This window comes from Actinoplanes subtropicus (assembly GCF_000721705.1).
Lineage (GTDB): Bacteria > Actinomycetota > Actinomycetes > Mycobacteriales > Micromonosporaceae > Actinoplanes > Actinoplanes subtropicus.
On the sequence record NZ_JOJL01000028.1, the window covers coordinates 122,518 to 146,883 of the forward strand.

Consider the following 24,366-nt stretch of genomic DNA (forward strand, 5'->3'; position numbering starts at 1 on the left):
GCTTTTGCTGGGCGAGGGAGACTTCGGGTGAGCGACGGACCACTGATCGTGCAGTCGGACAAGACTCTCCTGCTTGAGGTCGACCATCCGGATGCGCAGGCGTGCCGGATGGCGATCGCGCCCTTCGCCGAGCTGGAGCGCTCGCCCGAGCACGTGCACACCTACCGGCTGACCCCGCTCGGCCTGTGGAACGCGCGGGCGGCCGGCCACGACGCGGAAAGCGTGGTCGACTCGCTGATCCGCTTCTCCCGCTACCCGGTGCCGAACGCGCTGCTGGTCGACGTGGCCGAGACGATGGACCGCTACGGCCGGCTGCAGCTGGTCAACGACCCGGTGCACGGGCTGGTCCTGCGCGGCCTCGACAAGATCGTGCTGATCGAGGTGGCGAAGTCGAAGAAGCTGGCCGGCATGCTCGGCGCCCGGCTCGACGACGAGACCATCGTGGTGCACCCCTCCGAGCGCGGGCGGCTCAAGCAGGCCCTGCTCAAGCTCGGCTGGCCGGCCGAAGACCTCGCAGGCTACGTGGACGGCGAGGCGCACGACATCTCCCTGGCTGAGGACGGCTGGCATCTCCGCTCCTACCAGCAGGAGGCGGTCGACGGCTTCTGGGCCGGCGGCTCCGGCGTGGTGGTGCTTCCCTGCGGCGCGGGCAAGACGCTGGTCGGCGCGGCCGCGATGGCCACCGCCAAGGCCACCACGCTGATCCTGGTCACCAACACCGTGGCCGGCCGGCAGTGGAAACGTGAGCTGATCGCGCGCACCTCGCTGACCGAGGAGGAGATCGGCGAGTACTCCGGCGAGCGCAAGGAGATCCGCCCGGTCACCATCGCGACCTATCAGGTGCTGACCGCCCGCCGCGGCGGCGCGTTCGCCCACCTCGACCTGTTCAACGCCCGCGACTGGGGCCTGGTCATCTACGACGAGGTGCACCTGCTGCCCGCGCCGATCTTCCGGTTCACCGCCGATCTGCAGGCCCGCCGCCGGCTCGGGCTGACCGCCACGCTGGTGCGCGAGGACGGCCGCGAGGGCGACGTCTTCTCGCTGATCGGGCCGAAACGCTACGACGCGCCGTGGAAGGACATCGAGGCCCAGGGCTGGATAGCGCCGGCCGAGTGCGTCGAGGTCCGGGTCACGCTGACCGAGGCCGAGCGGATGGCGTACGCGGTGACCGACGCCGAGGAGCGCTACCGGGTCGCCGCCACCGCGCGCACCAAGCTGCCGGTGGTCCGCGCCCTGCTCGACCGGCACCCCGGCGAGCAGGTGCTGGTCATCGGCGGCTACATCGACCAGCTGCACGAGTTGAGCGAGTTCCTGGACGCGCCCATCGTGCAGGGCGCGACCACGAACAAGGAGCGCGAGCGGCTGTTCGACGCCTTCCGCGACGGCTCGGTGAAGACGCTGGTGATCTCCAAGGTGGGCAACTTCTCGATCGACCTGCCCGAGGCGGCGGTGGCGATCCAGGTGTCCGGCACCTTCGGCTCCCGGCAGGAGGAGGCGCAGCGCCTCGGCCGGGTGCTGCGGCCCAAGGCGGACGGCCGGCAGGCGCACTTCTACACGGTCGTGTCGCGGGACACGATCGACACCGAGTATGCCGCGCATCGGCAGCGCTTCCTGGCCGAGCAGGGGTACGCGTACACCATCGTGGACGCGGACGACGTGCTCGGCCCGCCGCTCCCGCAGATCGACTGACCTAGTTGGTGGGGTCGGCGAAGCTCGGCGTCGGGGCCGCCGGCGCGACCGTCGCCTCCGGCGCCACCTGCTGCGGCGCCGACTGTCTGCTGCTGGCGAGGAAGAAGCCCGCGCAGAGCACCAGCATGACCAGAAACGCGACCACTCCGGCGCCGATCACCGGCAGCACCCAGGGCGCCCGGTCACGCGACCGGGCCACGGTGGGCGGCGGCAGCGGCGGCGCGGCGATCGGCGGCAGCGGGCCGGCCTCCGCATAGGCCGCCCGGGCCACCACCTCGGGGCTGCCGAGCCGCTCGAGCACCTCGATCAGCTCGGCCTCGCCCCGCAGGTGGCGCTCGACCCGCTCGGTCTCGATGTGCGCGGCCAGGTCGGCGAGGAGCTCGCGCCGCTGCAGCACGGGCAGCCCGGCCAGGCGCAGGTCAACCTCGCGCAGGTACTCGGCGACGACGTCGGTGTACTGGGTCTTCATGCGGCCTCACCGGTTCCCACGAGACGGTCGACGGTCTGTCGAAACGAAACCCATTCGGTGCGGAAGTGCTCGAGCGCGGCCCGACCGGCGGCGGTCAGCCCGTAATACCGCCGGGGCGGCCCGGACGGGGACTCGGCCCACTTGCTGTCCAGCCAGCCGACCCGGCGCAGCCGGGAGAGCAGCGGGTAGATGGTGCCCTCGCTCGCGGCCAGCCCGGGCTCGTCGCCGAACCGGCGGACGATCTCGGTGCCATACCGATCCTCGTGCTCGACCATGGCGAGCACACAGAACTCGAGCGTCCCGCGGCGCAGGCTGGTCGCCAACTGGCCGACGTCTGACATGCCTCACAGGGTACCTTGCGCCGCAAGGTACTTCAATCGGCGGGCAGCTCGGGGCCGGTGGTCAGCAGGCCGGCCAGCAGATCGCCGTGCTGCGAGACCCGCTCGAGCACCTCGCCCGCCCGATAGTGGTGCGGCTCGGCCGAGCCGGTCGCGACCGCCTCCACCTCGTCCCAGGTCAGCGGCGTCGAGGCGGTCGGGAACTCCTGGGCCCGCAGCGAGTACGGCGTCACCGTCGTCTTGGCCGCCGCGTTCTGGCTCCAGTCGATGAAGACCTTGCCGGGCCGCACCGCCTTGGTCATCCTCGCGGTGATCGAGCCGGGCACCATCGCCGCCAACTCCTCGGCGACCTTCTTCGCGTACCGGGAAACGGTTTCGGAATCCTGCCGGCCGGAGACCGGGCAGCACAGCTGCATGCCCTTCTTCCCGGAGGTCTTCGGGTACGCCGCGACCCCGTCGTCGGCCAGCCGGTCGCGCATCAGCACCGCCACCGCGCTGCACTCGCGCAGCCCGGCCGGCGCCCCCGGGTCCAGGTCGACCACCAACAGGTCCGGATCGGCGCCGACCCGCCACTGCGGCGTGTGCAACTCCAGCGCCGCCAGGTTGGCCAGCCAGACCAGCGTCGGGAGGTCGTCGACCACCACGAAGTCGATGGTCTCCCGGCTCTTCGTCGACCCCGGCACCGGCAGCGTCTCCAGGCGGACCCAGTCCGGCGTACCCCCGGGCTTGTTCTTCTCGAAGAAATGGGCGCCCTCGACGCCGTTGGGATAGCGGATCCGGGTCACCGCCCGGCCGGCCAGATGCGGGAGGATCACCGGCCCGATCCGGGTGTAGTAGTCGATGACCTCGCCCTTGGTGAAGCCCGCGGCCGGATACATCAGCTTGTCGAGGTTGGAGAGCTCCAGGTCGCGCCCGCCGATCGAGACGTGGAACCGGTCACGAGGCATCCGCGTCCTCCTCCGCGCACTCCTCCGGCGTCTTGTCGTCACGCAACCGCAGGAAGCGCGGGAAGCGCAAGCGGCCGTCCGGCGTCCGGTTGCCGTAGCGGACCTCGACCACCAGCGACGGGTCCACCCAGTGGGCGCCCTTCGCATCCTCGCGCGGAACCACGCCGGGCGCGAACGGGGAATCCCGCCGGGCCAGCGGCTCCAGCCGGGACAGCAACTCCTTCTCGGCCACCGCGCCGATGCCGCCACCGACCCGCCCGCGGAACACCAGGCCGTCCTCGCCCGGCACGCCCACAAGCAGGCCGCCCAGCTTGCGCGCGCCCGAGCGCCACCCGCCGATCACGTAGTCGCCGGTGCGGTCGAACTTCACCTTCACCCAGTCCGGCGAGCGGGTGCCGGGCAGGTAGACCGAGTCGGTGCGCTTGGCGACCACGCCCTCGAGGCTGTTCTCCCGGGCGGCGGCCTCGGTGGCCGGCCCGTCGCCGAACGACGGCGGCACCATCCAGCGCGGCCCGGCGAGCTCCAGCTCCTCGAGCTTCTCCCGGCGGGCCAGATAGGGCAGGCCGGTGTAGTCCATCCCGTCGAAATACAGCAGATCAAAGATCATGTACGTGACCGGCAGGCTCGCCGCCAGCCGGGCCGCCCGCCCGCGCTCCCGGACGTGCATCCGCTCGGCCAGCGCGGTGAACGACGGCCGCCCCTGCGCGTCGAGCACCACCATCTCGCCGTCCAGCAGCGTGCCCTCCGGCAGGTGCAGGTCGGCGATCTCCGGGTACGCGGTGGTCACCACCGCTCCGGAGCGCGCGAACAGCTCCGGCGGGCCGCCGGCGAACAGGGCCAGGACGCGTACGCCGTCCCACTTGAACTCGTAGCTCCAGTCCGGCCCGACCGGCAGCGCGCCCGCGGTGGCGAGCATCGGCGACAGCGGCACACCAGGCACCTGATCACCTTAGGCAGGGCCGAAGGCCTTACGCAGGAGTCTCACTAATGCAATCCTGAAGCCATGCGTGCGATCTGGAAAGGCGCGGTCTCGTTCGGCCTCGTGTCGATCGCCGTGAAGCTCTACTCCGCCACCGAGGAGAAGGACATCCGGTTCCACCAGGTGCATCGCACCGACGGCGGCCGGATCAAGTATCAGCGGACCTGCTCGATCGACGGCGAGGTGGTCAGCTACGACGACATCGCCAAGGGCTACGACATCGGCGGCGGGGAGATGGTGATCCTCACCGACGAGGACTTCGCCGACCTGCCGCTGACCACGTCCCGGGCGATCGACGTGCTGGAGTTCGTGCCGGCCGACGAGATCGACCCGATCCTGTTCGCCAAGGCGTACTACCTGGAGCCGGAGGGGCAGGCGGCCAAGCCGTACGTGCTGCTCAGAGACGCCCTGCAGGACGCCGACCGGGTGGCGATCGTCAAGATCGCGCTGCGCCAGCGGGAGCAGCTGGCCACCCTGCGGGTGCACGAGGGCGTGCTGGTGCTCAACACGATGCTCTGGCCGGACGAGGTGCGTACGCCCGACTTCGGCTTCCTCGACGAGGACATCGAGACCCGCCCGGCCGAGCTGGCGATGGCCTCGTCGCTGATCGACTCGATGGCGGGAAGCTTCAAGGCGGACGAGTTCACCGACAACTACCGCGCCGCCCTGCAGGAGGTCATCGACGCCAAGGTCGAGGGCCGCGAGATCGTCCAGCCGGAGGAGGCCGAGGAGGCGCCGGCTGCCGCGATCGACCTGATGGCCGCGCTGAAGGCCTCGGTGGAGCGGGCCAAGAAGGCGCGCGGCGAGGAGCCGGCCAAGCCCGCTCCCAAGAAGAAGGCCGCCCCGGCCAAGAAGGCCGCCCCAGCCAAGAAGGCGGCCAAGAAATCCGCCTGACTAGAGTGGCCCCGTGGCACTGACGTGGGCTGAGTCTTATCTGGGCAAGGTACGGGCGAGCATCGGCGACTCCGACACGATCTTCTTCGTCGGCGCGCGCGGCGTGGTGCTCGACGACCAGAACCGCTTGCTGCTCATCCAGCGTTCCGACAACCGTCGCTGGGCGATCCCCGCCGGAGCGATGGAGCTGGGCGAGAGCATGGAGGAGTGCGCGATTCGCGAGGTGTGGGAGGAGACGGGCCTTCGGGCGACGTCGCTGACCCCGTTCGCGTTTTACAGCGCGTACACGTTCACCAACGACTACGGGCACACCTACCAGCAGGTCCTGATGAGCTTCCGCATCCACACCTGGGAGGGCGAGCTACTGCGGCAGACCGACGAGTCGGTCGACGCCGGCTTCTTCCCGCTGGACGCACTGCCCGGCCCGCACTCCTTCGTGATCGACGAGACCCTTCACGATCTTGCATCCTTCGAGGCCACGGGCCGTCTCGTGCTGAAATGAGGTCGCGGCCCGCCCGGCCCGGCCCGTAGCATCGCCGCACGTGAGCAAGCGCCTGGGGCTCGATCTGAGCCCGCTACGCACCTCCCGCGACTACCGCCTCGTCTTCGTCGGCGGCTCGGTGTCGGCTTTCGGGTCGTTCATCACCTATGTCACCATCCCGTACCAGGTCGCGAAGCTCACCAACGACCCGCTGATGGTCGGCCTGCTGGGCGTCTGCGAGCTGGTCCCGCTCCTGGTCATGGCGTTCGTCGGCGGCGCCCTGGCCGACTACCTGGACCGTCGCCTGCTGGTCCGCGGCGGCGAGTTCGCCCTGGCCGCGCTCACCGGCGTGCTGCTGTTCAACGCCCTGGCCAGCCGCCCCCACCTGTGGCTGCTCTACCTGATCGCCGCCCTGGCCGCCTGCGTGGACGGCCTGCAGCGCCCGGCCCTCGAGGCGATGGTCCCCCGCCTGGTCGAGCCCGAACAGCTACCCGCCGTGATGCCCCTGCAGTCCCTCTCCTTCCAGATCGCCCAGCTGGGCGGCCCCGCCCTGGCCGGCCTCCTGATCTCCGCCGTCGACCTCAGCCTGGTCTACGCCTTCGACCTGGTCACCTTCGCCGTCTCGCTGACCTGCCTCACGCTGGTCCGCGCCGTACCACCCCCGCCGGACGCCGACCGCCCGTCCCTACGCTCGGTGGCGGCCGGCCTTCGCTACGCCACCTCCCGTCCCGAGCTGCTGGGCACGTACCTGGTCGACATCAACGCCATGTTCTTCGGCATGCCGACGGCCCTCTACCCGTTCCTGGCCACCCAACTGGGCGGCCCGAAGATCCTCGGCCTGCTCTATGCCGCCCCCTCGGTCGGCTCGCTGATCGCCACCCTCACCTCCGGCTGGACGACCCGCGTCCACCGCCACGGCCTGCTGGTCCTGCTCGCCGCCGCGCTCTGGGGCCTGGGCATCCTCGGCGTGGGCCTCTCCGGCACCCTGTGGCTGACCCTGTTCTGCCTGGCCTTCGCGGGCGCCGCCGACATGATCTCGGGCATCTTCCGCTCGGTCATGTGGAACCAGACCATCCCCGACCACCTGCGCGGCCGCCTGGCCGGCATCGAGATGCTCAGCTACACCACCGGCCCCCTGCTGGGCCAGCTCCGCTCGGGTTTGATGGCCCGCACCCGCCTCGGCGTCACCGGCTCGATCTGGGTGGGCGGCGCGCTGTGCATGGCGGGTTGCGCCGCCCTGGCCGCGGCCCTACCTCAGCTGGTCCGCTACCACGGCAAGGACGGCCTGGCCAGCAAAAAAGCCGCCGACGAGGCGTGGCTTGCCGCAAGTGCCGCCCGCCCAGCAGGCGATTGACGCGGCCGTACGAGGCCCAGCCCGGCCCCGGCCTTCCCGGCCCGGCACCTGCCCACTCAAGCCCATCACGCCGCCGCCGGGCTGACCCGTCGTGGCGCTTCGGGCTCGCGGGCTTCGCCCGCCTCGCTAGGGTTTTCCCTCTTTTGCAGATAGTGGATCGTGAATATGGTCGCTCCTGACCGGCCGGCCTTGATCGACTGTGCCGGATGTCGAACCCGCCCTCTACCCCGGGTGGGAAAGGAGCTTCATCCATGAACCGAACACCGCTCGTCCTGGCCACGGGCACCGTTGCCGTGGTCACCGCGTCGCTGCTCAGCGGGCCGGCGTTCGCCGGGCCGGCCGCTCCGGTGGCGCGGCCGGACGGGGTCGCGACCGCCGATGCCCTCGTCGCCAGCGTGCCGGCCGCCCTGCACGCGACCAGCGCCGAGACCTTCGAGCGGCGGCAGGTGATCAAGTCGGGCGGCACCACCTACGTGAGCTACGCCCGCTCCTACCGCGGCCTGCCGGTGAGCGGCGGCGACCTGGTCGTGGCCACCGACGCGGCCGGCCGTACCGTCTACACCTCGGTGGCGCAGGACCGCGCGATCGGCGACGTCGCCCTCGTCCCCAAGATCTCGGCGGACGCCGCGCTCGCCGTCTCCCGTACGCGGCTCAAGTCGGTCACCCGGGTCGAGGGCACCAATCTCGTCATCCGCGCGGCCGAGGGCGCGGCGGCCCGGCTGGCCTGGGAGTCCACCCTGGACGGCACCGACGCCGAGGGCCCCAGCCGGCTCACCGTCGACGTGGACGCGCTCACCGGGCGGGTGTTGCACACCACCCAGCACGTCACCGACGCGACCGGCAGCGGCACCGGCTGGATCTACGGTTCGGTCTCCCTCAACACGACCAAGTCCGGCTCGAACTACCTGCTGCAGGACTCGTCGCATACGACGCTCAAGTGCCAGGACGCGGCCAACAACAAGACGTTCAGCGGCTCCGACAACGTGTGGGGCAACGGCACCGGCACCAACAAGGAGACCGGCTGCGTCGACGCGCTCTTCGTGGCGCAGAAGCAGTTCGCGATGCTCTCGGCGTGGCTGGGCCGCAACGGCCAGAACGGCAACGGCGGCGCCTGGCCGATCCGCGTCGGCCTCGACGACGAGAACGCGTACTACGACGGCACCCAGGTGCAGATCGGCCACAACACCGCCGGTGACTGGATCTCGTCGGCCGACGTCGTCGGTCACGAGCTGGGCCACGGCGTCGATGACACCACGCCGGGCAGCTTCTCCGGCAACGGTACGCAGGAGTTCGTCGCCGACACGTTCGGCGCCGCGACCGAGTGGTACATCAACAGCCCGAACGACACCCCGGACTTCACCGTCGGCGAGAAGGTCGACCTGGTCGGCAGCGGCCCGATCCGCTACATGTACAACCCGTCGCTCGCCGGTGACGACAACTGCTACTCCAGCAGCATCCCCGCCGAGGAGGTGCACGCCGCGGCCGGGCCGGGCAACCACTGGTTCTACCTGCTCGCCCGGGGCACGAGCGGCGGCGGTGGCGGCCAGCCGGCCAGCCCGACCTGCAACAGCTCGACGATCACCGGCCTGGGCATCCAGAAGGCCATCACCATCATGTACAACGCGATGCTCCTGAAGACCTCCTCCTCGTCGTACCTCAAGTACCGGGTGTGGACGCTGCAGGCGGCGAAGAACTTGTACCCGGGCAGCTGCACCGAGTTCAACACCGTCAAGGCGGCGTGGAACGCGGTGAAGGTCCCCGCCCAGAGCGGGGAGCCGACCTGCTGATCCTGCTTTCCGGACAACGGAGGCCGGCGCATCGCGCCGGCCTCCGTGCGCCCCGATGATCACCGACACGCTGGCCGACCGGGTGCGCCGGGTGCGCGCCGCTACGTTCGTCGGCCTCCGCCGGGAGATCGAGTTGTGCCGCGGCTCGCTGCACCGCCCCGACCCACTGACCGGCTTCGCCGTGCTCCACGTCTGGGGTCCCGGCGGCATCGGCAAGTCGGCGCTGCTGCGGCGCCTCGTCGCCGAGGCGGAGCTGGCCGGCGGCACCGGCACCAACCCAGCCGCCCGGGACGGCTTTCGCCTCATCAAGCGCCACGACCGGAAGCTGGCGGCCCGCTTCTAGACCGGGCCCAGCTGCCGGGCATACAACGCGAGCAGGTCGTGACTGCGGTAGTGGCCAGGGGCCGCCTCGGCGATCAGGTGCGCGGCCAGCAGCTCGTCGAGCTCCGGCACCGGGTCGTCGCGGTCGCGGCCGAGCAGCACGGCGGCCGCCGCTCGCTCGGTCCCGGCGCCGGGAACCTGGCCGAGCAGCCGGAACAGCCGCTGTGTCTCGGCTTGCAGGGCTCGATAGGACGCGTCGAAGCCGGCCGAGATCGCGGTCTCCGGATCGCCGATCACCTGCAGGCGGCCGAGCAGATCCGCTCCGCGCAGCTCCCGTACGGCGCCGGCGATGGTCTGGCGCGGCCGCGCGGCGAGGTTCGCGGCCTCGATCCGCAACGCGAGCGGCAGGTACGCGCACCGGGCGGCCAGCTCGGCGGCGGCCTCGGGCTCGGCCTCGACCCGCGCCCGGCCGAGATGGCGGGCGAGCAGGTCCACCGACTCGGCGGCGTCGAGCGTCTCGAGGGTGATCCGGGCGGCGCCCTCCCGGACCACGAGACCGGTCAGCGCGTCCCGACTGGTGATCAGCGCGTGACAGCCGGCGCCGCCGGGCAGCAGCGGGCGGGCGTGCGCGCTGTCGACGACATTGTCCAGGACCACCAGCACCCGCCGGTCGGCCAGCCGCGAGCGATAGAGACCGACCCGCAGCGGCAACTCGGCCGGGATGTGCTCCGCCGGCACGCCCAGCGACCGCAGCAGCAGCTCCAGCGCCTCGGCCGAGGCGATCGGCGGGTCGGCGGAGTAGCCGCGCAGGTCGAGATGGAGCTGACCGTCGGGGTACCGGTCGGCGATGCGGTGCGCCCAGTGGACGGCCAGCGCCGTCTTGCCGACGCCGGCGGTGCCCGTGACGGCCGTCGCGGGTGCCTGCGTACGCGTGGCCCGCAACGCGTCGAAGCTCTGCCGCCGGCCGGTGAACCCCGCGACGTCCGGTGGCAGTTGCCTGGGTACCTGGATGTTCCCGACGCCGTCGTGGAGGGCGGGCCGCTCCGAGACCGCCCGCCAGGCCTGTTCCCACGCGGCGACCTCGGGCGCCTCGCCCCCGCAGGCCCGGACCACGGCCCGGACGACGTCCAGTGACGGCAGGCGACGACGCTGCGTGCTGAAGGCATCGGAGAGCGTGCTGCTGGCCACCCCGGTACGCCGGCGCAACTCCTCCAGCGAGGGATTGCCGGCCCACACCTTTACGCTCTGTAATGACTTGATAAGGCTGGCGACATCGGCCGCGCCGTTCGGTATCGGGAAGTCCCTGTCCACCTGCTTACCACTTTCCGCCACTCGGCCCATTCCGGTCGAAGCGGACCGGGGCGACCGGCCGGATTCAGCCGGATTCAGCCGGACAACTAGCCTCGCTACACTACGCAGGGTTGCATATTCCGTCGGACAACGCCGTTGCCCGACCCGCTGCCTTCGAGATCTAGCCCGGGGGACTCGCGTGTTAACCATGACCCTGGATGTCGTGGCCCGGAAAGTCGTCAAGGCGCCGTGGCTGAGCAGCCGGTTGGGCTTCTTTGCAGGCAGTGCCTATCGTAGTGCGGGTCCGACCGACCGTCGTGCTCTCCCCGGGTGGTAACCGTCCGGAATCCCGTATGCCTTGCATCTCCCAGAAGGATGGTGACGCAGTGACCTACAGCGAGCCAGCGCAGACAGCTTCGCGCCTCGGTTCACCGGCGGCCACGGCAACCACCGGGATGACCATCTACGGCTGCGGCCAGGACGAGGCCGCCCTGTTCCTCCAGATGGCGCCTCGCCTGGGGGTGCTGCCGACCATCGTCGAGGCCGCGATCTGCGAGGCGAATGTCGATCTCGCGCGCGGCAACCGGTGCGTCAGCGTCGATCACCGGAATCCGGTCACCAACTCCATCATTCGCGGGCTGAGCGAGATCGGTGTCCGGTACATCTCCACCCGGAGCGTCGGTTTCAACCACATCGACGTGGAGTACGCGGGGAGCGTCGGCATCACGGTCGGGAATGTCGCCTATTCGCCGGACAGCGTGGCCGACTTCGCCCTGATGCAGATGCTGATGGTGCTGCGCCGGATGAAATCCATCATCCGCCGCACCGACATCCACGATTACCGGCTCGACGTCGTCCGCGGGCGGGAATTGCGCGACCAGACCGTCGGGGTGATCGGTACCGGGCGCATCGGCGCGGCGGTACTGCACCGGCTGCGGGGTTTCGGCTGCCGGATCCTGGCGCACGACAGCTACCCCCGGCACGGCGTCGACTATGTCCCGCTCGACGAACTGCTGCGGCAGAGCGACATCGTCACGCTGCACACCCCGCTCACCCCGGAAACCCACCACCTGCTGAATCGGCAGCGCATCGCGCAGATGAAGCACGGCGCCATCGTCATCAACACCGGACGTGGCCCGCTCATCGAGACCGACGCCCTCGTCACGGCGCTGGAAGAGGGCCGCATCGGCGGCGCGGCGCTGGATGTCGTCGAGGGCGAGGAAGAAATCTTCTACGCCGACCACAGCGACAAGAGCGTCAAGAGCGGAAAGCTGCTGCGGCTGCAGGAGATGGCGAACGTCATCATCAGCCCGCACACCGCCTATTACACGGATCACGCCCTGAGCGACACCGTGGAAAACTCCCTGACCAACTGCCTCACGTTCGAAAGCGGGTACCGGCATGGATAAGTTGAAGGTCGGCGTCATCTTCGGCGGGATCTCCGAGGAGCATCCCATCTCCATCAAGTCGGCACGGGAGATAGCGAAGAACATCGACCTCGACAAGTACCAGCCGGTCTACATCGGGATCACGCGGGACGGCGCGTGGAAGGTCTGCGACGGCCCGGCGGAGGACTGGGAGAGCGGCGACTGCCGTCCGGTCGTGCTGTCGCCGAATCGCAGCGAGCCCGGCCTGCTCGTCCTGGACGAGGGCAAGTACGAGACGATCAGCCTGGACGTCATTCTGCCCGTGCTGCACGGCAAGGGCGGCGAGGACGGCGGGATGCAGGGCCTGCTGGAGTTCTCCGGCATCCCGTACGTCGGCTGCGACCTGCAGAGCTCCGCCCTGTGCATGGACAAGTCGCTCGCCTACGTCGTCGTCCAGAACGCGGGAATCGACACCCCGAAGTTCTGGATCATCACGGCCGGCGACGAGGTCGACGCCGATCAGTTCACCTATCCCGTCTTCGTGAAACCGGCCCGTTCGGGTTCGTCCTTCGGGGTCAGCAAGGTGTCGAGCGCGGAGGAGTTGCTCCCGGCGATCGCGGACGCGGCCCAGTACGACTCGAAGGTGCTGATCGAGGAGGGCGTCGTCGCGAGCGAGATCGGCTGCGCCGTCCTGGGCAACGACGAAGAGCTGATCACCGGCGAGTTGGACCGCGTCGCCCTGTCGCACGGATTCTTCCGGATCCACCAGGAGAGCACGCCGGAGACCGGCTCCGAGAACTCGAGCTTCATCGTGCCGGCCGACATCCCGGCCGAGATGGCCGCGCTCGTCCAGGAGAAGGCGAAGGCGGTGTACCGCGCCCTGGGCTGCCGCGGACTGGCCCGGGTCGACATGTTCCTCAAGGCGGACGGCTCGGTGCTGCTCAATGAGGTCAACACCTTCCCCGGCATGACCTCGTACAGCCGCTACCCGCGGATGATGGCCGCCGCCGGCCGGTCGCTCACCGAGGTGATCGACCGCCTGATCTCCCTCGCGCTGACGGAGAAAAGCCAGTGAAGGACGACTTCGTCGTCGTGAGCGACGTCGTTCCCGGAATCCGATCCGACGCCAAGTACGCGACCTCGGACAACTTCACCGGTGGGCCCGTCGACGGGTACCTGGCGAACAAGGTCGTCGGCACCACGGCCCTGTGCGAAGCCCTGGAAAGGGCGCACGGCAAGGCTCGGTCCCGCGGTTTCGGTCTGCTCCTCTGGGACGCGTACCGCCCGCAACGCGCGGTGGACGCCTTCATCCGCTGGGCGGAGCAGCCCGAGGACGGCCGGACCAAGCAGCGGCACTACCCGAACATCGACCGGGCCGACATGTTCAAGAACGGGTACGTCGCCACCCGGTCGGGCCACAGCCGCGGCAGCACCGTCGACCTGACGCTCTACGACCTGGCCACCGGTGAGCTCGCGCCGATGGGCGGCGACCACGACCTGATGGATCCCCTCTCCCACCACGGGGCGCAGGGGATCACGGAGCTCGAAACGAGCAACCGTGAATTCCTGCGCTCCGTCATGGAGTCGTGCGGTTTCTCGGCCTACGCGCTCGAGTGGTGGCACTACACGCTGAAGGACGAACCGTACCCGGACACGTACTTCGATTTCCCCATCGCCTAGCGGGACATATCGACGGCATTAAAATCCTGTGGTGCTCGTTTCGTCCTGGTCGATCCGCCGGCCGACGGGACTCGATCCGCGCGTAGTGGACGCCCTGCTGGCGGCCGCACTCGCCGGAGCCGGCTGCATCGTCGGCCGTCAGTACCACCCCGCGGGCTGGCGGCCGTTCGACGGCTGGGCGTACCTCCTCAGCATCCTGGTCAGTGGCCCGCTGGCGGTCCGGCGGCGCTGGCCGACGGCCGTGCTGGCGGTGACCTGCGTGGCGTACGTCGGGTACCTGGCCCTCGGATACCAGCCGTCGCTGAACTTCTGGGGACCGATCGTCGCGCTGTACACGGTCGCGTCCATTCGGCCGGCCCGTACGGCGATCGTGAGTGCCGTGGCGACCGCGGCCGTGATCTTCTACAGCGGTCTGGCCGCGCGCGTGCTGTCCCTCGAGGTGTGCATCGCGCAGGCAGTGCTGGCGCCCGGGATCGCGATGATGTTCGGGGCGAACACCCGCCTGCTGGCCGCGCGCAACGACCAACTGGCGAGCCTGACCGCCCGGCTGCGAGAGGGACAGCGGGAGCTGGCGCGGCGGGCGGTGGTCGAGGAACGCGTCCGCATCGCCCGGGAACTGCACGACGTGGTCGCCCACCACATGTCCGTGGTGTCGGTGCAGGCCGGCCTGGCACGCTACGTCCTCGCCTCGGATCCGGCCGTGGCGGGCACGGCACTCGACACGATCGCCACCGCCAGCCACGAGGGGCTGGAGGAGATGCGCCGCCTGCTCCTCGTGCTCCGGGTCGAGCCGGATGCCGGCCACCACCCGGCACCGGGGTTGGCGCGGATCGAAGACCTGGTCGAGCGGGTGCGCGCCGCTGGCGTACCGGTCGACCTGGTCGTGCACGGGCACCGGCGAGCGCTCTTGCCCGGCGCCGACTCGTGCGCGTATCGGGTGGTCCAGGAGGCACTGACCAATGTGCTCAAGCACGCGCGCCCGACCCGGGTCACGGTGACCCTGCGATACGAGGAGAATGACCTTTCCGTCCACATCGGAGACGACGGCGGCGGGCCACCGCCGGCCGCCCGGGCAGACGAAACGGCAGGGCACGGCTTGATCGGCATGCGGGAACGCGCACAGCTCTACGGCGGGACGGTGACCGCCGGCCCCCGCGCATCCGGCGGCTTCGACGTCGTGCTCACCCTGCCGACGCCGGAATCCGGCGCATGATCAAGGTCCTCGTCGTGGACGATCAGGTGCTCATCCGCGGCGGTCTGGCGGCGCTGTTGCGGGCCGCGCCCGGAATAGACGTGGTCGGCGAGGCGGCCGACGGCGCCGAGGCGGTGACCCTCTCGGCCCGGCACCGGCCGGATGTGGTGCTCATGGATATCCAGATGCCCGGAGTCGGCGGCATCGCGGCCACCGCCCAGATCCTCGCCGATGCCGCCGACCCGGCTCCCCGGATATTGATGCTCACCACGTTCGACCTGGACGAATACGTCTACGAGGCGCTGCGCGCCGGTGCGAGCGGCTTCCTGCTGAAGGACACCCCGCCGGAGCGCCTGCTCGCGGCGGTGACGGCCGTCGCCTCGGGTGACATGCTCTTCGCCCCCACCGTCGTCCGCCGGCTCGTCGAGGCGTACGCGGAACGGCAGGCGCCCGCCGTCGACCCCTCCCCCGGCCTGGACAGCCTCACCGCCCGCGAGACCGAGGTGCTTCGCCTGGTGGCCACCGGGCTCACCAACACCGAGATCGCGCAGGACCTCGTCATCGGCGAGGCCACGGTGAAGACCCACCTGAACCGTACGATGGCCAAACTAGCGCTGACCAGCCGAGCGCAGGCGGTCGTCTACGCCTACGAAACCGGCCTGGTCACTCCCCGTCGCTAGCCGTTCGGGTTATCCGTGTAGGAAACGACCCCGCCGGTCAGACCGTTACCTGCTCGTTATCCGACGCCCCGAACATCCGCGTGGTCTCGCGCATCGTATCGATCGACAGCACGACAGAGCTTTGTTTGAAGGAGATCGAGACCATGCGCGTCCTAACGTTTACCGGTGCCGTCGCGGCCGTAGCCCTGGCCGCCGCCTGCTCGCCGTCCGTCGACCACGTCAGCGGCCTCGCCCAGCCGGTGACCGGCGCCTCGGGCAGCTCCCCGGCCACGGCAGCGTCCACCGCGGCGGCGAGCACGTCCCCGTCCAGCCCGCCGGCCGCTGGCCCCACGTCGACCGGGAAGCCGGAGCACACGGCCGACCCGTGCCCCGCAAGCGCCGCGACCCTCTTCCACGCGCTCCGCACGAGCGAAATCTACGGCCGGGCGGGCAACCCCGACGGCCTGGCCAAGCCGAGTTGCTACCAGGGGTTCGCCTACGCGCGCTCCACCTTCCGAAAAGCGCCACAGGGCGAGATCGCCTGGATCCTCTTCGGCTACGACACCAAGGGCGGGGGCGGCTGGCGGGCGCTCAACCTCGGCACCGGTGACGTCTGCGCCGGCTACGTCTCGCAGACCGTCCGCGATCATCTCAACCAGGGCACCGGCGGCGGCTGCTGACCGTCACCGCGGCAGGCCGGTCGAGGATCGTGGAAGTCGCGGCCTCGGCCCGCCGGCCTGTCAAAACCGAAGAGGCCCTGCCAGCATCATGGCTGGTCAGGGCCTCTTTCTGAGCCGCCTGACGGAATCGAACCGTCGACCTACGCATTACGAGTGCGTCGCTCTGACCGACTGAGCTAAGGCGGCAACGAGAACCAAGTGTACGGTATCCGCCCGGCCGCCCTGTCCCCGGTACCGCCGAACCCGACTACTGTGCCAGGCGTGACCGACGATCACCGCCGACCCGCCGAGGCCGAGCCCGTTGTTCCGCCCCGGCCCCGCAGCATGGATCCGCAGGAGATCGGGTTCACCCCACAGCCCATGGTCGGCTGGCTGGCGCCGCTGTTGCTGCTCAGCACCGGTCTACGCGCGCTGCTGGCGATCCTCTTCGGGGCGTATCTGGACAAGCGCGAGCTGCAGAACTCGCTGGACGGCGAGTGGTTCGACCACTCGGCGACCGCGGACGGCGAGATGTGGCTGGATTACGTCGCCGACCTGGGCGACGGCTTCCACTCGACCTACTCGGTGGCCTGGCTGCTCGCCCAGCAGCGCCTGACCCTCGACGGCGACGAGTTGCCCCGCGGCCGGCTGCTTCTGATGGGCGGCGACCAGATCTACCCGCTGGCCAGCAGCGACGGGTACGAGAACCGGATGAAGGGGCCCTACCGCGCGGCCCTGCCCGAGCCGCCGCCCGGCCAGCCGCGGCCGACGCTGTTCGCGCTGCCGGGCAACCACGACTGGTACGACGGCCTCACCGCGTTCCTGCGCCTGTTCGCCCGCCGGAAGGACGGTCACATCGGCGGCTGGCGCACCCAGCAGCGGCGCTCGTACTTCGCGATCAAGCTGCCCGGCAACTGGTGGGTTTTCGCGATGGACGAGCAGTTCGGCGCGTACATCGACGACCCGCAGTTGCTGTACTTCGAGAAGGCGGCGAAGAACGTCGGCCCGGAGGACCGGATCATCCTGATGACCCCGTCCCCCAAATGGGTGAAGGCGAACACCGAAGACCCGGCAGCGTACGACGCGACCGACTACTTCCTCCGGACCATCCTGGCGCCGACCGGGGCGAACGTACGCGTCCTGGTCTCCGGCGACCTGCACCACTACGCGCGCTACGCCGGCCCGGACCGGCAGCTGATCACCTGTGGCGGCGGCGGGGCGTACCTGCTGGCCACCCACCAACTGCCCGAGCGGCTCACCGTCCCGCCCGAGGAGACGCTGACCCGGAACAAGTCCCGCAGCCGGACGTACGACCTGGCCACCCGCTTCCCGTCGGCGGCCGAGTCGCGGCGGCTGAGCCGGGGCGTGTTCCGCCGCGTCCCGGCCCGCAATCCGGGCTTCGCCACCATGCTCGGCCTCATCCAGACGCTCACCATGCTGGCCATGGCCGGCGCGGCCAGCCAGGGCGGCAACATCCAGCGGCTGTTCACCATCCCGCTCTCGCTGATGATCGTCATCGTTCTCGGCGGTACGGTGCTGTTCGCCCGGCCGCCGGGCGCCGCGTTCCACAACCATGCCCGGCACTGGCTGTTCGGGTTGGGGCACGGCTTCGCCCAGATCGGCCTGGCGATCCTCGGCACCTGGGTCTGGCTGAAGGTCCCGGCGCACGACTGGCCGTGGCCTTGGCCGCTGGTGGCGGCCGCGGTCGTCTACGGGCCCGTCATCGGGTTCCTGTCCACCCAGTTGTGCGCGCTCTACCTGCTGATCGCCGGGCAGTTCCAGGTCAACGTCAACGAGCTGTTCGCCAGCCAGAGCATCGAGGACCACAAGAGCTTCCTGCGACTGCACATCGCCGCCGACGGCTCGCTGACCATCCACCCGATCGGCGTCGACAAGATCTGCCGCAAGTGGGTGGCCGACCCGGACGGCGACCCGCACAGCCCCTGGCTGCGGCCGGACGAGGCGCTGGCCGCCCACCGCATCGAGCCGCCGATCCGGGTGTCGTAGCGCTTCAGCCGTAGCGTTCCTCGTGGCTCTGCCGTGGGCCGCAGACCGACGCCCGGCTGCACGAGCAGCGCGACCCGTCGGCGTCCATCCGGACGACGACCTCATCGCGGGGGACGCTGTGCGCGACCACCCGGCCGTCGCCCTCCGGGGTGGTCACCCGCGTGCCGATGGCCGGGGCCGCCGCCTGGAACTTCTGGTACAGCGGATGTTCGTACTTGAGGCAGCACATGAGGCGGCCGCAGGCGCCCGAGATGCGTAGCGGGTTGAGCGGCAGGTCCTGGTCTTTGGCCATCCGGATGGTGACCGGCTCGAAGTCGGTGAGGAACGTGGCGCAGCACAGGTCACGCCCGCACGAGCCGATGCCGCCCTGCACCCGGGCCGAGTCACGGGCCGAGAGCTGGCGCAGCTCGACGCGGCAGTGCAGGGTCGCCCCGAGGTCGCGGACGAGGGAGCGGAAATCGACCCGGTGCGGCGCGGTGAAGTAGATCGTCGTCCGGGGGCCGCCAGAGCCGCCCTGGTCCAGCACGTGATCGACGGCGACCACCTTCATCGGCAGGTCGTGCGCCTTGATCAGCTTTTTCGCGGCGACCTTGGCCTCGGCCTTGCGCTTGCGCAGCACCTCGTCGCGGCGCAGGTCGTCCTCCTCGGCCACCCCGGCGACCCGGGGGAAACCGGAGGTGTCCTCATCCACCCACTGCGCCGCCCAGACGCACTCTGCCACCTCGGGCCCGTCGTCGGTCGGCACGAGCACCCGGTCGCCGACCTGGGGCGAGAACTCGCCCGGATCGAGGTAGTAGAGGCGGCCGTACCGGTTGAAGCTGACCGCGCACAGCATGCCCATGGCCAACACACTACGACGGCGATCCAGCCGTACCAAATGCCGGTTTTGGACTACCCGCCGGGGTTGTCGTATAGACGCGACGCAACCGCCCAGATCGACCGTCGTTGGCCAGACCCGTAGAGGACATCCCATCGCGGAACACTTCGGGAGGGAACCGCATGAAGCCCGCCAGATCGCTCGTCGTCGGTGTCGTAGCACTCGGGTTCGCCGGGCCGGTCGTCGCGCCGCCGCCGGCCTACGCCGCGCCCGCGCCCTGCGAACGAGCCGAGGCGTACGCGGCCCAGGCCGGCGCCGAACTGCTCCGGATCGACCGGCTCGAGGTGCGCGGCGGCGGCGGGGAACACCCGGTGACCAAAGATGAGACGCCGGGCGACAGGGGCGCCGGCAATCTCGATCCAGCCGCCGACGGCAACGACAGCGACACCCTCAGCGAGGGCATCGGCATGCTCGGCCAGGCGATCGTCGGCTCGGTCCTGAGGGACGACAACGGAGGCGAGGGCGTACGGGACGACAACGGAAGCCAGGACGTACTGGACGACGACAACGGAGGCCAGGGCGGCGGCAGCGTTGTCCAAGGCGACCTGAAGACCGTACGGCTGACCGGCGTCGGGCTCGGGGAGGCCCGCACCGCCATGGTCGCCACCGCGCAGGTCAAGTCGGCCGCGGTCGCCCGCATCCTGGATGCCCAAGCCGACGGCGAGTCCGGCTGGACCGAGCCGCTGCTCCAGCAGGCCCCGCCGACCCACGCCCAGGCGGCGACCCGCGCCACCGACGCCGGCCGGGCCGGGCCGCTGAAGCTCGGCGCGGGCACCCTGAGCGGTCACGCACAGTGGGACCCCGCGATGGCCTGCGGCGAGGCCGAGGGCGAGACCACCAACGCGCAATCCGCGATCCGCAGCGTGAATCTCCTGGGCGGCGCGGGGGCGGCGCTGATCCGCGTACCGCAAAAGGCAGCCGGAGTGAGCACGACGGCGCTGGAGGGAACCGGCGCGAGTGCCCGCACGGTGGCCTCGGCCACCGTGACGGGCGGCGGCTTCGACCTGGCTGGTGGACGCGTGCACGTACGCATGCTGACGACGCCCTCGCTGACCGCGACCATGTCGAGCGGCGGCGGCGAGGTTCGGTACCGGCCCGCACAGATCGAGGTCTCCGGCGACGGCATCGCCACCAAGCGCCTGGACACGGCCGGCCAGTCGGTCGACGTCACGCTCGACGACGACGCACGCGAGGCGGGCGTGCTCGACGCGGCCGGCCTCGGCGACCTGCGCCCGGCGAGCCGGCCGCTGCCGCTGCCGCAAGTCCCCGGCCTGCCCACGGTGAGCGCGCCGAGCCCGGTCGCCGAATCGGCACCGGCCGGCGACCGGATGCGGCTGCACCTCACGCTCGGCGGGGTCCGGCAGGCCGAGAAGGGGCGCGCCATCGCGGCCCGGGCCGCCGCCATCGACGTGTCGCTCACCCAGGGCGAGCTGACCGAGGGACGCGGCAAGGACGGGTACGGCGGCCGGTCGTCCGCGGTCGCGCTGGACTTCGCCGTCGGCCTGATGGAGGCAGCGGCCGTGGCGCCCGAGCGGATGACGCCCGTCGACACCTCCGGGACCGGCGGCGGCCTCCCGATCACCGGGCCCGGGGTGGCCGGGCTGGCGCTGGCCGGCGTCGCCATGCTGCTGACCGGGGTGGGCACGGTGCTGCTCGGCGTGCGTCGCCGGCGATCCGCCCGGTAAGCGGGGACATCACCATCAGCCAGATGGACATCTATCTATCCCCTGAAGGTTGTCGCCCGGTCGACGGTCGTGCCGTCCTGCTCCGCCGAGCGTCCCGAACCCGGCCGGAGCCGACGACAAAACTCGATGGATGGCGTTGAGTATTCGTTACCTGCGGGGGGTGCAGGAGGACGCGGCGTCGCAGTCGGACCAGTTCCGACGGCGGCGCCGCGCCCGCGTCTACATCGGAATCGCGGCGGCCAGCTCGGCCGAGCCCTGCAGCAGGTCATCGGCCTCGGCGTAGCTGTCGGCGATCGTCCGGAGCACCCGGGCGGCCACCGCGGCGGCGGCCAGCGGATCATCCTCCGCCTTCAGCGCGATCGCCTCCTCCGAGGCGAGCGCACCGGCCAGCGCGAGCGCCAGCTCGGCCCGGGCGCGGCCCATCCAGTCGATCAGCGCCTCGGCGAGGTCGGCCGACGCCTCGAGGCGCTCGTCGAGGCTCTCCCCGTCGCCGCTCAGCCGATCGGCCACCCGCGCGCGGAGCTCCCCGTAGGCCTCCGCCGCCTCGCCGGCCCACCCGCCGGGCGGCGGCAGCTCCTGCGCCACCTCGGCGCAGGCCCGGGCGTCGGCGCGCAGCAGAACCACCGCGTCGTCGAACTCCGCCGGCCGCAGCGACGCCACCGCACGGGTGGCATCGCCCGGCAGCAGCCGTACGCGTCGGAGCTGCCGCCACACCTCGTGGCCGGCCGGCGCACCCTGCTGGCCCAGCGCCGCGTCGACCTGCGCGAGCAGCGGCGCCGCCACCCCGAGCACCTCGTCGAGACGATCCCTCACCGCTCGCGCTCCAGCCGGCGCCGAACCGTCTCATCGGTCGCCGCATAGTCGCGCGCCACCGCGCGGACCGCGCCCGCCGCCTCGGCCAGCCGACCGGCGAGATCGGCCGCCTCGCGCCCACGCGCCTCGAGCACGGCGGCCCAGCGGGCATGCAGCGCCCGCCCGAGCCGCCCGGGCACGCCGGCGTCGTCGGCACCGAACGCCGACGCCGCGACGGTCAGCGCCGGCAACCGCCGATCGACCGTGGCCAGCGTGTCGGCCGCCCGATCGAGCCGGTCGGCGAGGTGTTCCATCTCAGTCCTCTTTCAGCTTTCCGAAGATCTCACCGTGCAGCTTGGCCCGCGCCCAGCGGGCCGCCTCGGCCGCGCTGGTCACGACGGCCTTGATCTCGCGCGCGAACTCGGCCGCGCTGCGCTGGTGCAACGAGCCGGAGATGCGCACGTCGGTGATCTCACCGGCCGCCGTCACCACCACCTCGATGGTGTCGTCCGGCGAGTGCACCGACACGGAATGCGACGCGACCACCATGTCGAACTCGGCACGCAACTGATCAAGTCGGCGGTAGCGATCGATGGCCTCATCGATCCAACCCTCGTCGATCTCGCGCGCCATCCCCCAGTCTCCTCACCGCGCGTAAGCGCCCCGTCGCGATCCGGGACCAGACCGTACCCGACGGCGTGACCCTTCCGCTACAGCGAGTTGTCCTCTGTGGATAAGTGCCAAGTTGTCGGACCCGGGCAATACCATCGGTGCCGTGACTGACGTCTTCGCTGACCTGGTGGGCCAGGCCGAGCCGGTCGAGACGCTGCGCCGGGCCGCCGCGGCCGCCGCCCGGGTCGTGGCCGGTGAGCAGGTCGCCGCCGGCGCGATGACGCACGCTTGGATCTTCACGGGCCCGCCCGGCTCCGGCCGCTCGGTGGCCGCCCGCGCCTTCGCGGCCGCCCTGGAGTGCGAGCGCGACGGTGTCGGTTGCGGCGAGTGCCACGGCTGCCACACCGCGCTGGGCGGCACCCATGCCGACGTGCGGTTCGTCGTCCCCGAGGGCCTGTCCATCGGCGTCAACGAGATGCGGGCGCTGGTGCTGCGGGCGGCCAGTGCCCCGTCCGGCGGCCGCTGGCAGGTGGTCGTGATCGAGGATGCCGACCGGCTCACCGAGCAGGCCGGCAATGCCCTGCTCAAGGCGATCGAGGAGCCACCACCCCGTACGGTGTTCCTGCTCTGCGCCCCGTCCACCCACCCGGACGACATCTCGGTGACGATCCGCTCGCGCTGCCGCGTGATCACTCTGCGCCAGCCACCGGCCGACGCCGTGGCCGAGGTCCTGGCGCGGCGGGACGGCGTCGCCCCCGAGGTGGCCGCGTGGGCCGCCGCCGCCGCGCAGGGGCACGTCGGCCGGGCGAAACGGCTGGCCAAGGACACGGAGGCCCGCAGCCGGCGGGAGGCGGTGCTGGCCGTGCCGCGCCGGCTCACCGGCGTGGGGGCCTGCTTCGACGCCGCCGCCGCGCTGATCAAGTCGGCCGAGGCCGAGGCCGCCGAGGCGGTCGCCGAGGCCGACGCCGGCGAGCGGGCCGCCCTCGAGCGGGCCCTGGGCGCCGGCGGCACCGGCCGGGGCGCCGCCGGCGCGATGCGCGGGGCCGCCGGCCAGCTGAAAGACCTGGAGAAGAGGCAGCGCTCGCGGGCGACCCGGTCGAAACGGGATGCGCTGGACAGAGCGCTGGTCGACCTGGCCGGCTTCTACCGCGACGTCCTGATCACCAGCCTGCGCGCGCCGGTCCCGATCGTGCACACCGACGTGGCCCCGCAGTCCGAGGCGGCGGCCGGCAAGTGGAGCGCGGAAAGCACGCTGCGCCGGCTCGAGGCGGTGCTGGCCTGCCGGGACGCGATCGATCAGAACGTGAAGCCGGACATCGCCGTCGAGGCGATGATGCTGACCCTATGGCGCGGCTGACATCGCATTGATGGCCGACGAAGCCGTCCGGTAGCCTCCTACGCGCCTTGACAATGTGGACAACGGTGCCTGACATGGGGGATTGATGGACGTGCAGCCTGCTGCCATCGAGTCGGAACGGCAGGTCACGGCGGCCGAGCGATTCGCCGAACAGTTGCGGGGCCTGCGGGCCGCGGTGGGCGATCCGTCGTTCCGGAAGATGGCCGGCCGTTCGGGCCGGATCTCGCACACGACGCTGCACGAAGCGGCCGCCGGCACCAGGTTTCCGTCCTGGGAGACGACCCGCGAGTTCGTCCGGGCATGCGAAGCGGACGAGGCCGAGTGGCGACTCCGGTGGGAGGACGCCCAGCGTACGGACGTCCTGGACAAAGTGGACCTGGCGCCAGCAGCCGCCGAGGCACCGGATGCGCCGAGACGGCACTGGTGGCGGTGGATCGCCGCCGCAGCGGCGGTGGTGGTGACGGCGGTCATCGCGGTCGTGGGTTTCACCACACGTGGCCATGCCCCGGAAAGGTCCGCCGCCGAAGCGCCATCGGCCGAGCCGTCGGGCCCGTTGACGGCCGGCGACGCGAGCCAGTTCGTCGGCGACGTCACCATCCCGGACGGTACGCGGGTGAAGGTGAACGCCCGCTTCGACAAGGTGTGGGCGATCAAGAACATCGGTTCCGTCGCCTGGCAGCACCGTTTCCTGGCCCCGGTGCAGCCCGCCACGGACAACAACGGCTGCCGGGTGCCGAGCCGGACGGCGATCGGTGACACGGCGCCCGGCGAGCAGGTGATGATCAGCGTTCCGGTCACCGCGCCGAGCCGGCCCGGGCGGTGCTGGGTCGGCTTCAAGATGGTCGACGAGCAGGGGCGCGTGTACTTTCCGAGCAAGCGCCCGGTCTATTTCCTTGTCAATGTCATCGCCTGAGCCTCGCCGGGCGATCT

Annotated in this window: 25 protein-coding genes and 1 tRNA gene; 16 read left to right on the forward strand and 10 right to left on the reverse strand. The window is 71.0% G+C overall.

Going from position 1 to position 24,366, the window contains the following annotated elements:
* The first annotated feature begins 27 nt into the window (after nt 1-27).
* Nucleotides 28-1,689: a DNA repair helicase XPB gene (locus IH26_RS0135725; RefSeq protein ID WP_030440691.1), complete on the forward strand. Its 1,662-nt coding sequence runs from the start codon at nt 28-30 to the stop codon at nt 1,687-1,689.
* A 1-nt stretch (nt 1,690) separates the two neighbouring features.
* Here the strand turns inward: IH26_RS0135725 and IH26_RS56430 are convergent, their stop codons facing one another.
* Genes IH26_RS56430 through ligD (IH26_RS0135745) form a run of 4 tightly spaced genes read right to left on the reverse strand, consistent with a single transcriptional unit; the run spans nt 1,691 to nt 4,383 of the window.
* Nucleotides 1,691-2,158, reverse strand: a complete 468-nt coding sequence (locus IH26_RS56430) for an HAAS signaling domain-containing protein (RefSeq protein ID WP_030440692.1) — start codon at nt 2,156-2,158, stop codon at nt 1,691-1,693.
* Complete coding sequence (locus IH26_RS0135735) at nt 2,155-2,499, reverse strand: PadR family transcriptional regulator (RefSeq protein ID WP_030440693.1); 345 nt, start codon at nt 2,497-2,499, stop codon at nt 2,155-2,157. Before IH26_RS0135735 ends, IH26_RS56430 begins: the two co-directional genes overlap by 4 nt.
* Before the next feature lie 32 nt (nt 2,500-2,531).
* Nucleotides 2,532-3,443 carry a non-homologous end-joining DNA ligase gene (gene ligD, locus IH26_RS0135740; protein WP_030440694.1) on the reverse strand — a complete coding sequence of 304 codons (912 nt, stop codon included), beginning with the start codon at nt 3,441-3,443 and terminating at the stop codon, nt 2,532-2,534.
* Nucleotides 3,433-4,383, reverse strand: a complete 951-nt coding sequence (gene ligD / locus IH26_RS0135745) for a non-homologous end-joining DNA ligase (protein ID WP_030440695.1) — start codon at nt 4,381-4,383, stop codon at nt 3,433-3,435. The genes ligD (IH26_RS0135740) and ligD (IH26_RS0135745) overlap by 11 nt, the downstream gene beginning before the upstream one ends.
* Before the next feature lie 63 nt (nt 4,384-4,446).
* Here ligD (IH26_RS0135745) and ku point away from each other — a divergent pair, with 63 nt between their 5' ends.
* From ku to IH26_RS0135770, 5 genes are all read left to right on the forward strand, one after another.
* Nucleotides 4,447-5,316: a non-homologous end joining protein Ku gene (ku, locus tag IH26_RS0135750; protein ID WP_030440696.1), complete on the forward strand. Its 870-nt coding sequence runs from the start codon at nt 4,447-4,449 to the stop codon at nt 5,314-5,316.
* A 13-nt stretch (nt 5,317-5,329) separates the two neighbouring features.
* A complete protein-coding gene (locus IH26_RS0135755) occupies nt 5,330-5,818 on the forward strand; it encodes an NUDIX domain-containing protein (RefSeq protein ID WP_030440697.1) in 489 nt (162 codons plus the stop codon).
* Nucleotides 5,819-5,858: 40 nt separating this feature from the next.
* The gene (locus tag IH26_RS0135760) at nt 5,859-7,151 is read left to right on the forward strand and encodes an MFS transporter (RefSeq protein WP_030440698.1); all 1,293 of its coding nucleotides are present in this window, start codon (nt 5,859-5,861) and stop codon (nt 7,149-7,151) included.
* A gap of 251 nt (nt 7,152-7,402) precedes the next feature.
* On the forward strand, nt 7,403-8,938 hold the full coding sequence (locus IH26_RS0135765) for a M4 family metallopeptidase (protein ID WP_030440699.1): 1,536 nt from the start codon (nt 7,403-7,405) through the stop codon (nt 8,936-8,938).
* Between the two features lie 55 nt (nt 8,939-8,993).
* Entirely contained in the window at nt 8,994-9,281 is a 288-nt protein-coding gene (locus IH26_RS0135770; protein WP_030440700.1) for an ATP-binding protein, read from the forward strand.
* On the opposite strand, the gene IH26_RS0135775 is transcribed toward IH26_RS0135770, so the two are convergent.
* Nucleotides 9,278-10,495 carry an NB-ARC domain-containing protein gene (locus IH26_RS0135775; protein WP_051809145.1) on the reverse strand — a complete coding sequence of 406 codons (1,218 nt, stop codon included), beginning with the start codon at nt 10,493-10,495 and terminating at the stop codon, nt 9,278-9,280. The genes IH26_RS0135770 and IH26_RS0135775 overlap by 4 nt on opposite strands.
* Nucleotides 10,496-11,004: 509 nt before the next feature.
* On the opposite strand from IH26_RS0135775, the gene IH26_RS0135780 reads away from it, so the two are divergent.
* The 6 genes from IH26_RS0135780 to IH26_RS0135810 all read left to right on the forward strand — a co-directional run bounded on the left by IH26_RS0135780 (nt 11,005) and on the right by IH26_RS0135810 (nt 16,127).
* Nucleotides 11,005-11,958 carry a D-isomer specific 2-hydroxyacid dehydrogenase family protein gene (locus tag IH26_RS0135780; protein WP_245665814.1) on the forward strand — a complete coding sequence of 318 codons (954 nt, stop codon included), beginning with the start codon at nt 11,005-11,007 and terminating at the stop codon, nt 11,956-11,958.
* Nucleotides 11,951-12,991, forward strand: a complete 1,041-nt coding sequence (vanA, locus tag IH26_RS0135785; RefSeq protein WP_030440703.1) for a D-alanine--(R)-lactate ligase — start codon at nt 11,951-11,953, stop codon at nt 12,989-12,991. The genes IH26_RS0135780 and vanA overlap by 8 nt, the downstream gene beginning before the upstream one ends.
* A complete protein-coding gene (gene vanX, locus IH26_RS0135790) occupies nt 12,988-13,596 on the forward strand; it encodes a D-Ala-D-Ala dipeptidase VanX (RefSeq protein WP_030440704.1) in 609 nt (202 codons plus the stop codon). The genes vanA and vanX overlap by 4 nt, the downstream gene beginning before the upstream one ends.
* A 31-nt stretch (nt 13,597-13,627) precedes the next feature.
* Nucleotides 13,628-14,809 carry a sensor histidine kinase gene (locus IH26_RS0135795; protein ID WP_211268816.1) on the forward strand — a complete coding sequence of 394 codons (1,182 nt, stop codon included), beginning with the start codon at nt 13,628-13,630 and terminating at the stop codon, nt 14,807-14,809.
* On the forward strand, nt 14,806-15,468 hold the full coding sequence (locus tag IH26_RS0135800; protein ID WP_030440706.1) for a response regulator: 663 nt from the start codon (nt 14,806-14,808) through the stop codon (nt 15,466-15,468). Before IH26_RS0135795 ends, IH26_RS0135800 begins: the two co-directional genes overlap by 4 nt.
* A gap of 143 nt (nt 15,469-15,611) precedes the next feature.
* Entirely contained in the window at nt 15,612-16,127 is a 516-nt protein-coding gene (locus IH26_RS0135810; RefSeq protein WP_157437557.1) for a hypothetical protein, read from the forward strand.
* Nucleotides 16,128-16,239: 112 nt separating this feature from the next.
* Here IH26_RS0135810 and IH26_RS0135815 read toward each other — a convergent pair.
* A tRNA-Thr gene (locus IH26_RS0135815) sits at nt 16,240-16,313 on the reverse strand.
* Nucleotides 16,314-16,388: 75 nt separating this feature from the next.
* Here IH26_RS0135815 and IH26_RS0135820 point away from each other — a divergent pair.
* A complete protein-coding gene (locus IH26_RS0135820) occupies nt 16,389-18,113 on the forward strand; it encodes a metallophosphoesterase (protein WP_030440709.1) in 1,725 nt (574 codons plus the stop codon).
* A gap of 4 nt (nt 18,114-18,117) precedes the next feature.
* On the opposite strand, the gene IH26_RS0135825 is transcribed toward IH26_RS0135820, so the two are convergent.
* The gene (locus IH26_RS0135825; protein ID WP_030440710.1) at nt 18,118-18,954 is read right to left on the reverse strand and encodes a PSP1 domain-containing protein; all 837 of its coding nucleotides are present in this window, start codon (nt 18,952-18,954) and stop codon (nt 18,118-18,120) included.
* A gap of 158 nt (nt 18,955-19,112) precedes the next feature.
* On the opposite strand from IH26_RS0135825, the gene IH26_RS0135830 reads away from it, so the two are divergent.
* A complete protein-coding gene (locus tag IH26_RS0135830) occupies nt 19,113-20,675 on the forward strand; it encodes a hypothetical protein (RefSeq protein ID WP_030440711.1) in 1,563 nt (520 codons plus the stop codon).
* Nucleotides 20,676-20,894: 219 nt separating this feature from the next.
* Here the strand turns inward: IH26_RS0135830 and IH26_RS0135835 are convergent, their stop codons facing one another.
* Genes IH26_RS0135835 through IH26_RS0135845 form a run of 3 tightly spaced genes read right to left on the reverse strand, consistent with a single transcriptional unit; the run spans nt 20,895 to nt 22,100 of the window.
* The gene (locus IH26_RS0135835) at nt 20,895-21,488 is read right to left on the reverse strand and encodes a hypothetical protein (protein ID WP_051809149.1); all 594 of its coding nucleotides are present in this window, start codon (nt 21,486-21,488) and stop codon (nt 20,895-20,897) included.
* Nucleotides 21,485-21,781 (reverse strand): hypothetical protein, encoded by a 297-nt coding sequence (locus IH26_RS0135840; RefSeq protein WP_030440713.1) that lies wholly within the window; start codon nt 21,779-21,781, stop codon nt 21,485-21,487. The genes IH26_RS0135835 and IH26_RS0135840 overlap by 4 nt, the downstream gene beginning before the upstream one ends.
* A 1-nt stretch (nt 21,782) precedes the next feature.
* Complete coding sequence (locus IH26_RS0135845; protein ID WP_030440714.1) at nt 21,783-22,100, reverse strand: YbaB/EbfC family nucleoid-associated protein; 318 nt, start codon at nt 22,098-22,100, stop codon at nt 21,783-21,785.
* 142 nt (nt 22,101-22,242) lie between these two features.
* Here IH26_RS0135845 and IH26_RS0135850 point away from each other — a divergent pair, with 142 nt between their 5' ends.
* Nucleotides 22,243-23,436: a DNA polymerase III subunit delta' gene (locus IH26_RS0135850; RefSeq protein ID WP_030440715.1), complete on the forward strand. Its 1,194-nt coding sequence runs from the start codon at nt 22,243-22,245 to the stop codon at nt 23,434-23,436.
* Between the two features lie 85 nt (nt 23,437-23,521).
* Nucleotides 23,522-24,349 (forward strand): NBR1-Ig-like domain-containing protein, encoded by an 828-nt coding sequence (locus tag IH26_RS0135855; RefSeq protein ID WP_030440716.1) that lies wholly within the window; start codon nt 23,522-23,524, stop codon nt 24,347-24,349.
* The last annotated feature ends 17 nt before the right edge of the window (nt 24,350-24,366 follow it).

What these genes read in the sequence shown, in the direction of transcription:
- IH26_RS56430 (WP_030440692.1), bottom strand. Translation starts at nt 2,158, where the DNA reads ATGAAGACCCAGTACACCGACGTCGTCGCCGAGTACCTGCGCGAGGTT.
- IH26_RS0135735 (WP_030440693.1), bottom strand. Translation starts at nt 2,499, where the DNA reads ATGTCAGACGTCGGCCAGTTGGCGACCAGCCTGCGCCGCGGGACGCTC.
- ligD (WP_030440694.1), bottom strand. Translation starts at nt 3,443, where the DNA reads ATGCCTCGTGACCGGTTCCACGTCTCGATCGGCGGGCGCGACCTGGAG.
- ku (WP_030440696.1), top strand. Translation starts at nt 4,447, where the DNA reads ATGCGTGCGATCTGGAAAGGCGCGGTCTCGTTCGGCCTCGTGTCGATC.
- IH26_RS0135765 (WP_030440699.1), top strand. Translation starts at nt 7,403, where the DNA reads ATGAACCGAACACCGCTCGTCCTGGCCACGGGCACCGTTGCCGTGGTC.
- IH26_RS0135770 (WP_030440700.1), top strand. Translation starts at nt 8,994, where the DNA reads ATGATCACCGACACGCTGGCCGACCGGGTGCGCCGGGTGCGCGCCGCT.
- IH26_RS0135780 (WP_245665814.1), top strand. Translation starts at nt 11,005, where the DNA reads ATGACCATCTACGGCTGCGGCCAGGACGAGGCCGCCCTGTTCCTCCAG.
- vanA (WP_030440703.1), top strand. Translation starts at nt 11,951, where the DNA reads ATGGATAAGTTGAAGGTCGGCGTCATCTTCGGCGGGATCTCCGAGGAG.
- IH26_RS0135800 (WP_030440706.1), top strand. Translation starts at nt 14,806, where the DNA reads ATGATCAAGGTCCTCGTCGTGGACGATCAGGTGCTCATCCGCGGCGGT.
- IH26_RS0135810 (WP_157437557.1), top strand. Translation starts at nt 15,612, where the DNA reads ATGCGCGTCCTAACGTTTACCGGTGCCGTCGCGGCCGTAGCCCTGGCC.
- IH26_RS0135825 (WP_030440710.1), bottom strand. Translation starts at nt 18,954, where the DNA reads ATGGGCATGCTGTGCGCGGTCAGCTTCAACCGGTACGGCCGCCTCTAC.
- IH26_RS0135830 (WP_030440711.1), top strand. Translation starts at nt 19,113, where the DNA reads ATGAAGCCCGCCAGATCGCTCGTCGTCGGTGTCGTAGCACTCGGGTTC.
- IH26_RS0135840 (WP_030440713.1), bottom strand. Translation starts at nt 21,781, where the DNA reads ATGGAACACCTCGCCGACCGGCTCGATCGGGCGGCCGACACGCTGGCC.
- IH26_RS0135845 (WP_030440714.1), bottom strand. Translation starts at nt 22,100, where the DNA reads ATGGCGCGCGAGATCGACGAGGGTTGGATCGATGAGGCCATCGATCGC.
- IH26_RS0135855 (WP_030440716.1), top strand. Translation starts at nt 23,522, where the DNA reads ATGGACGTGCAGCCTGCTGCCATCGAGTCGGAACGGCAGGTCACGGCG.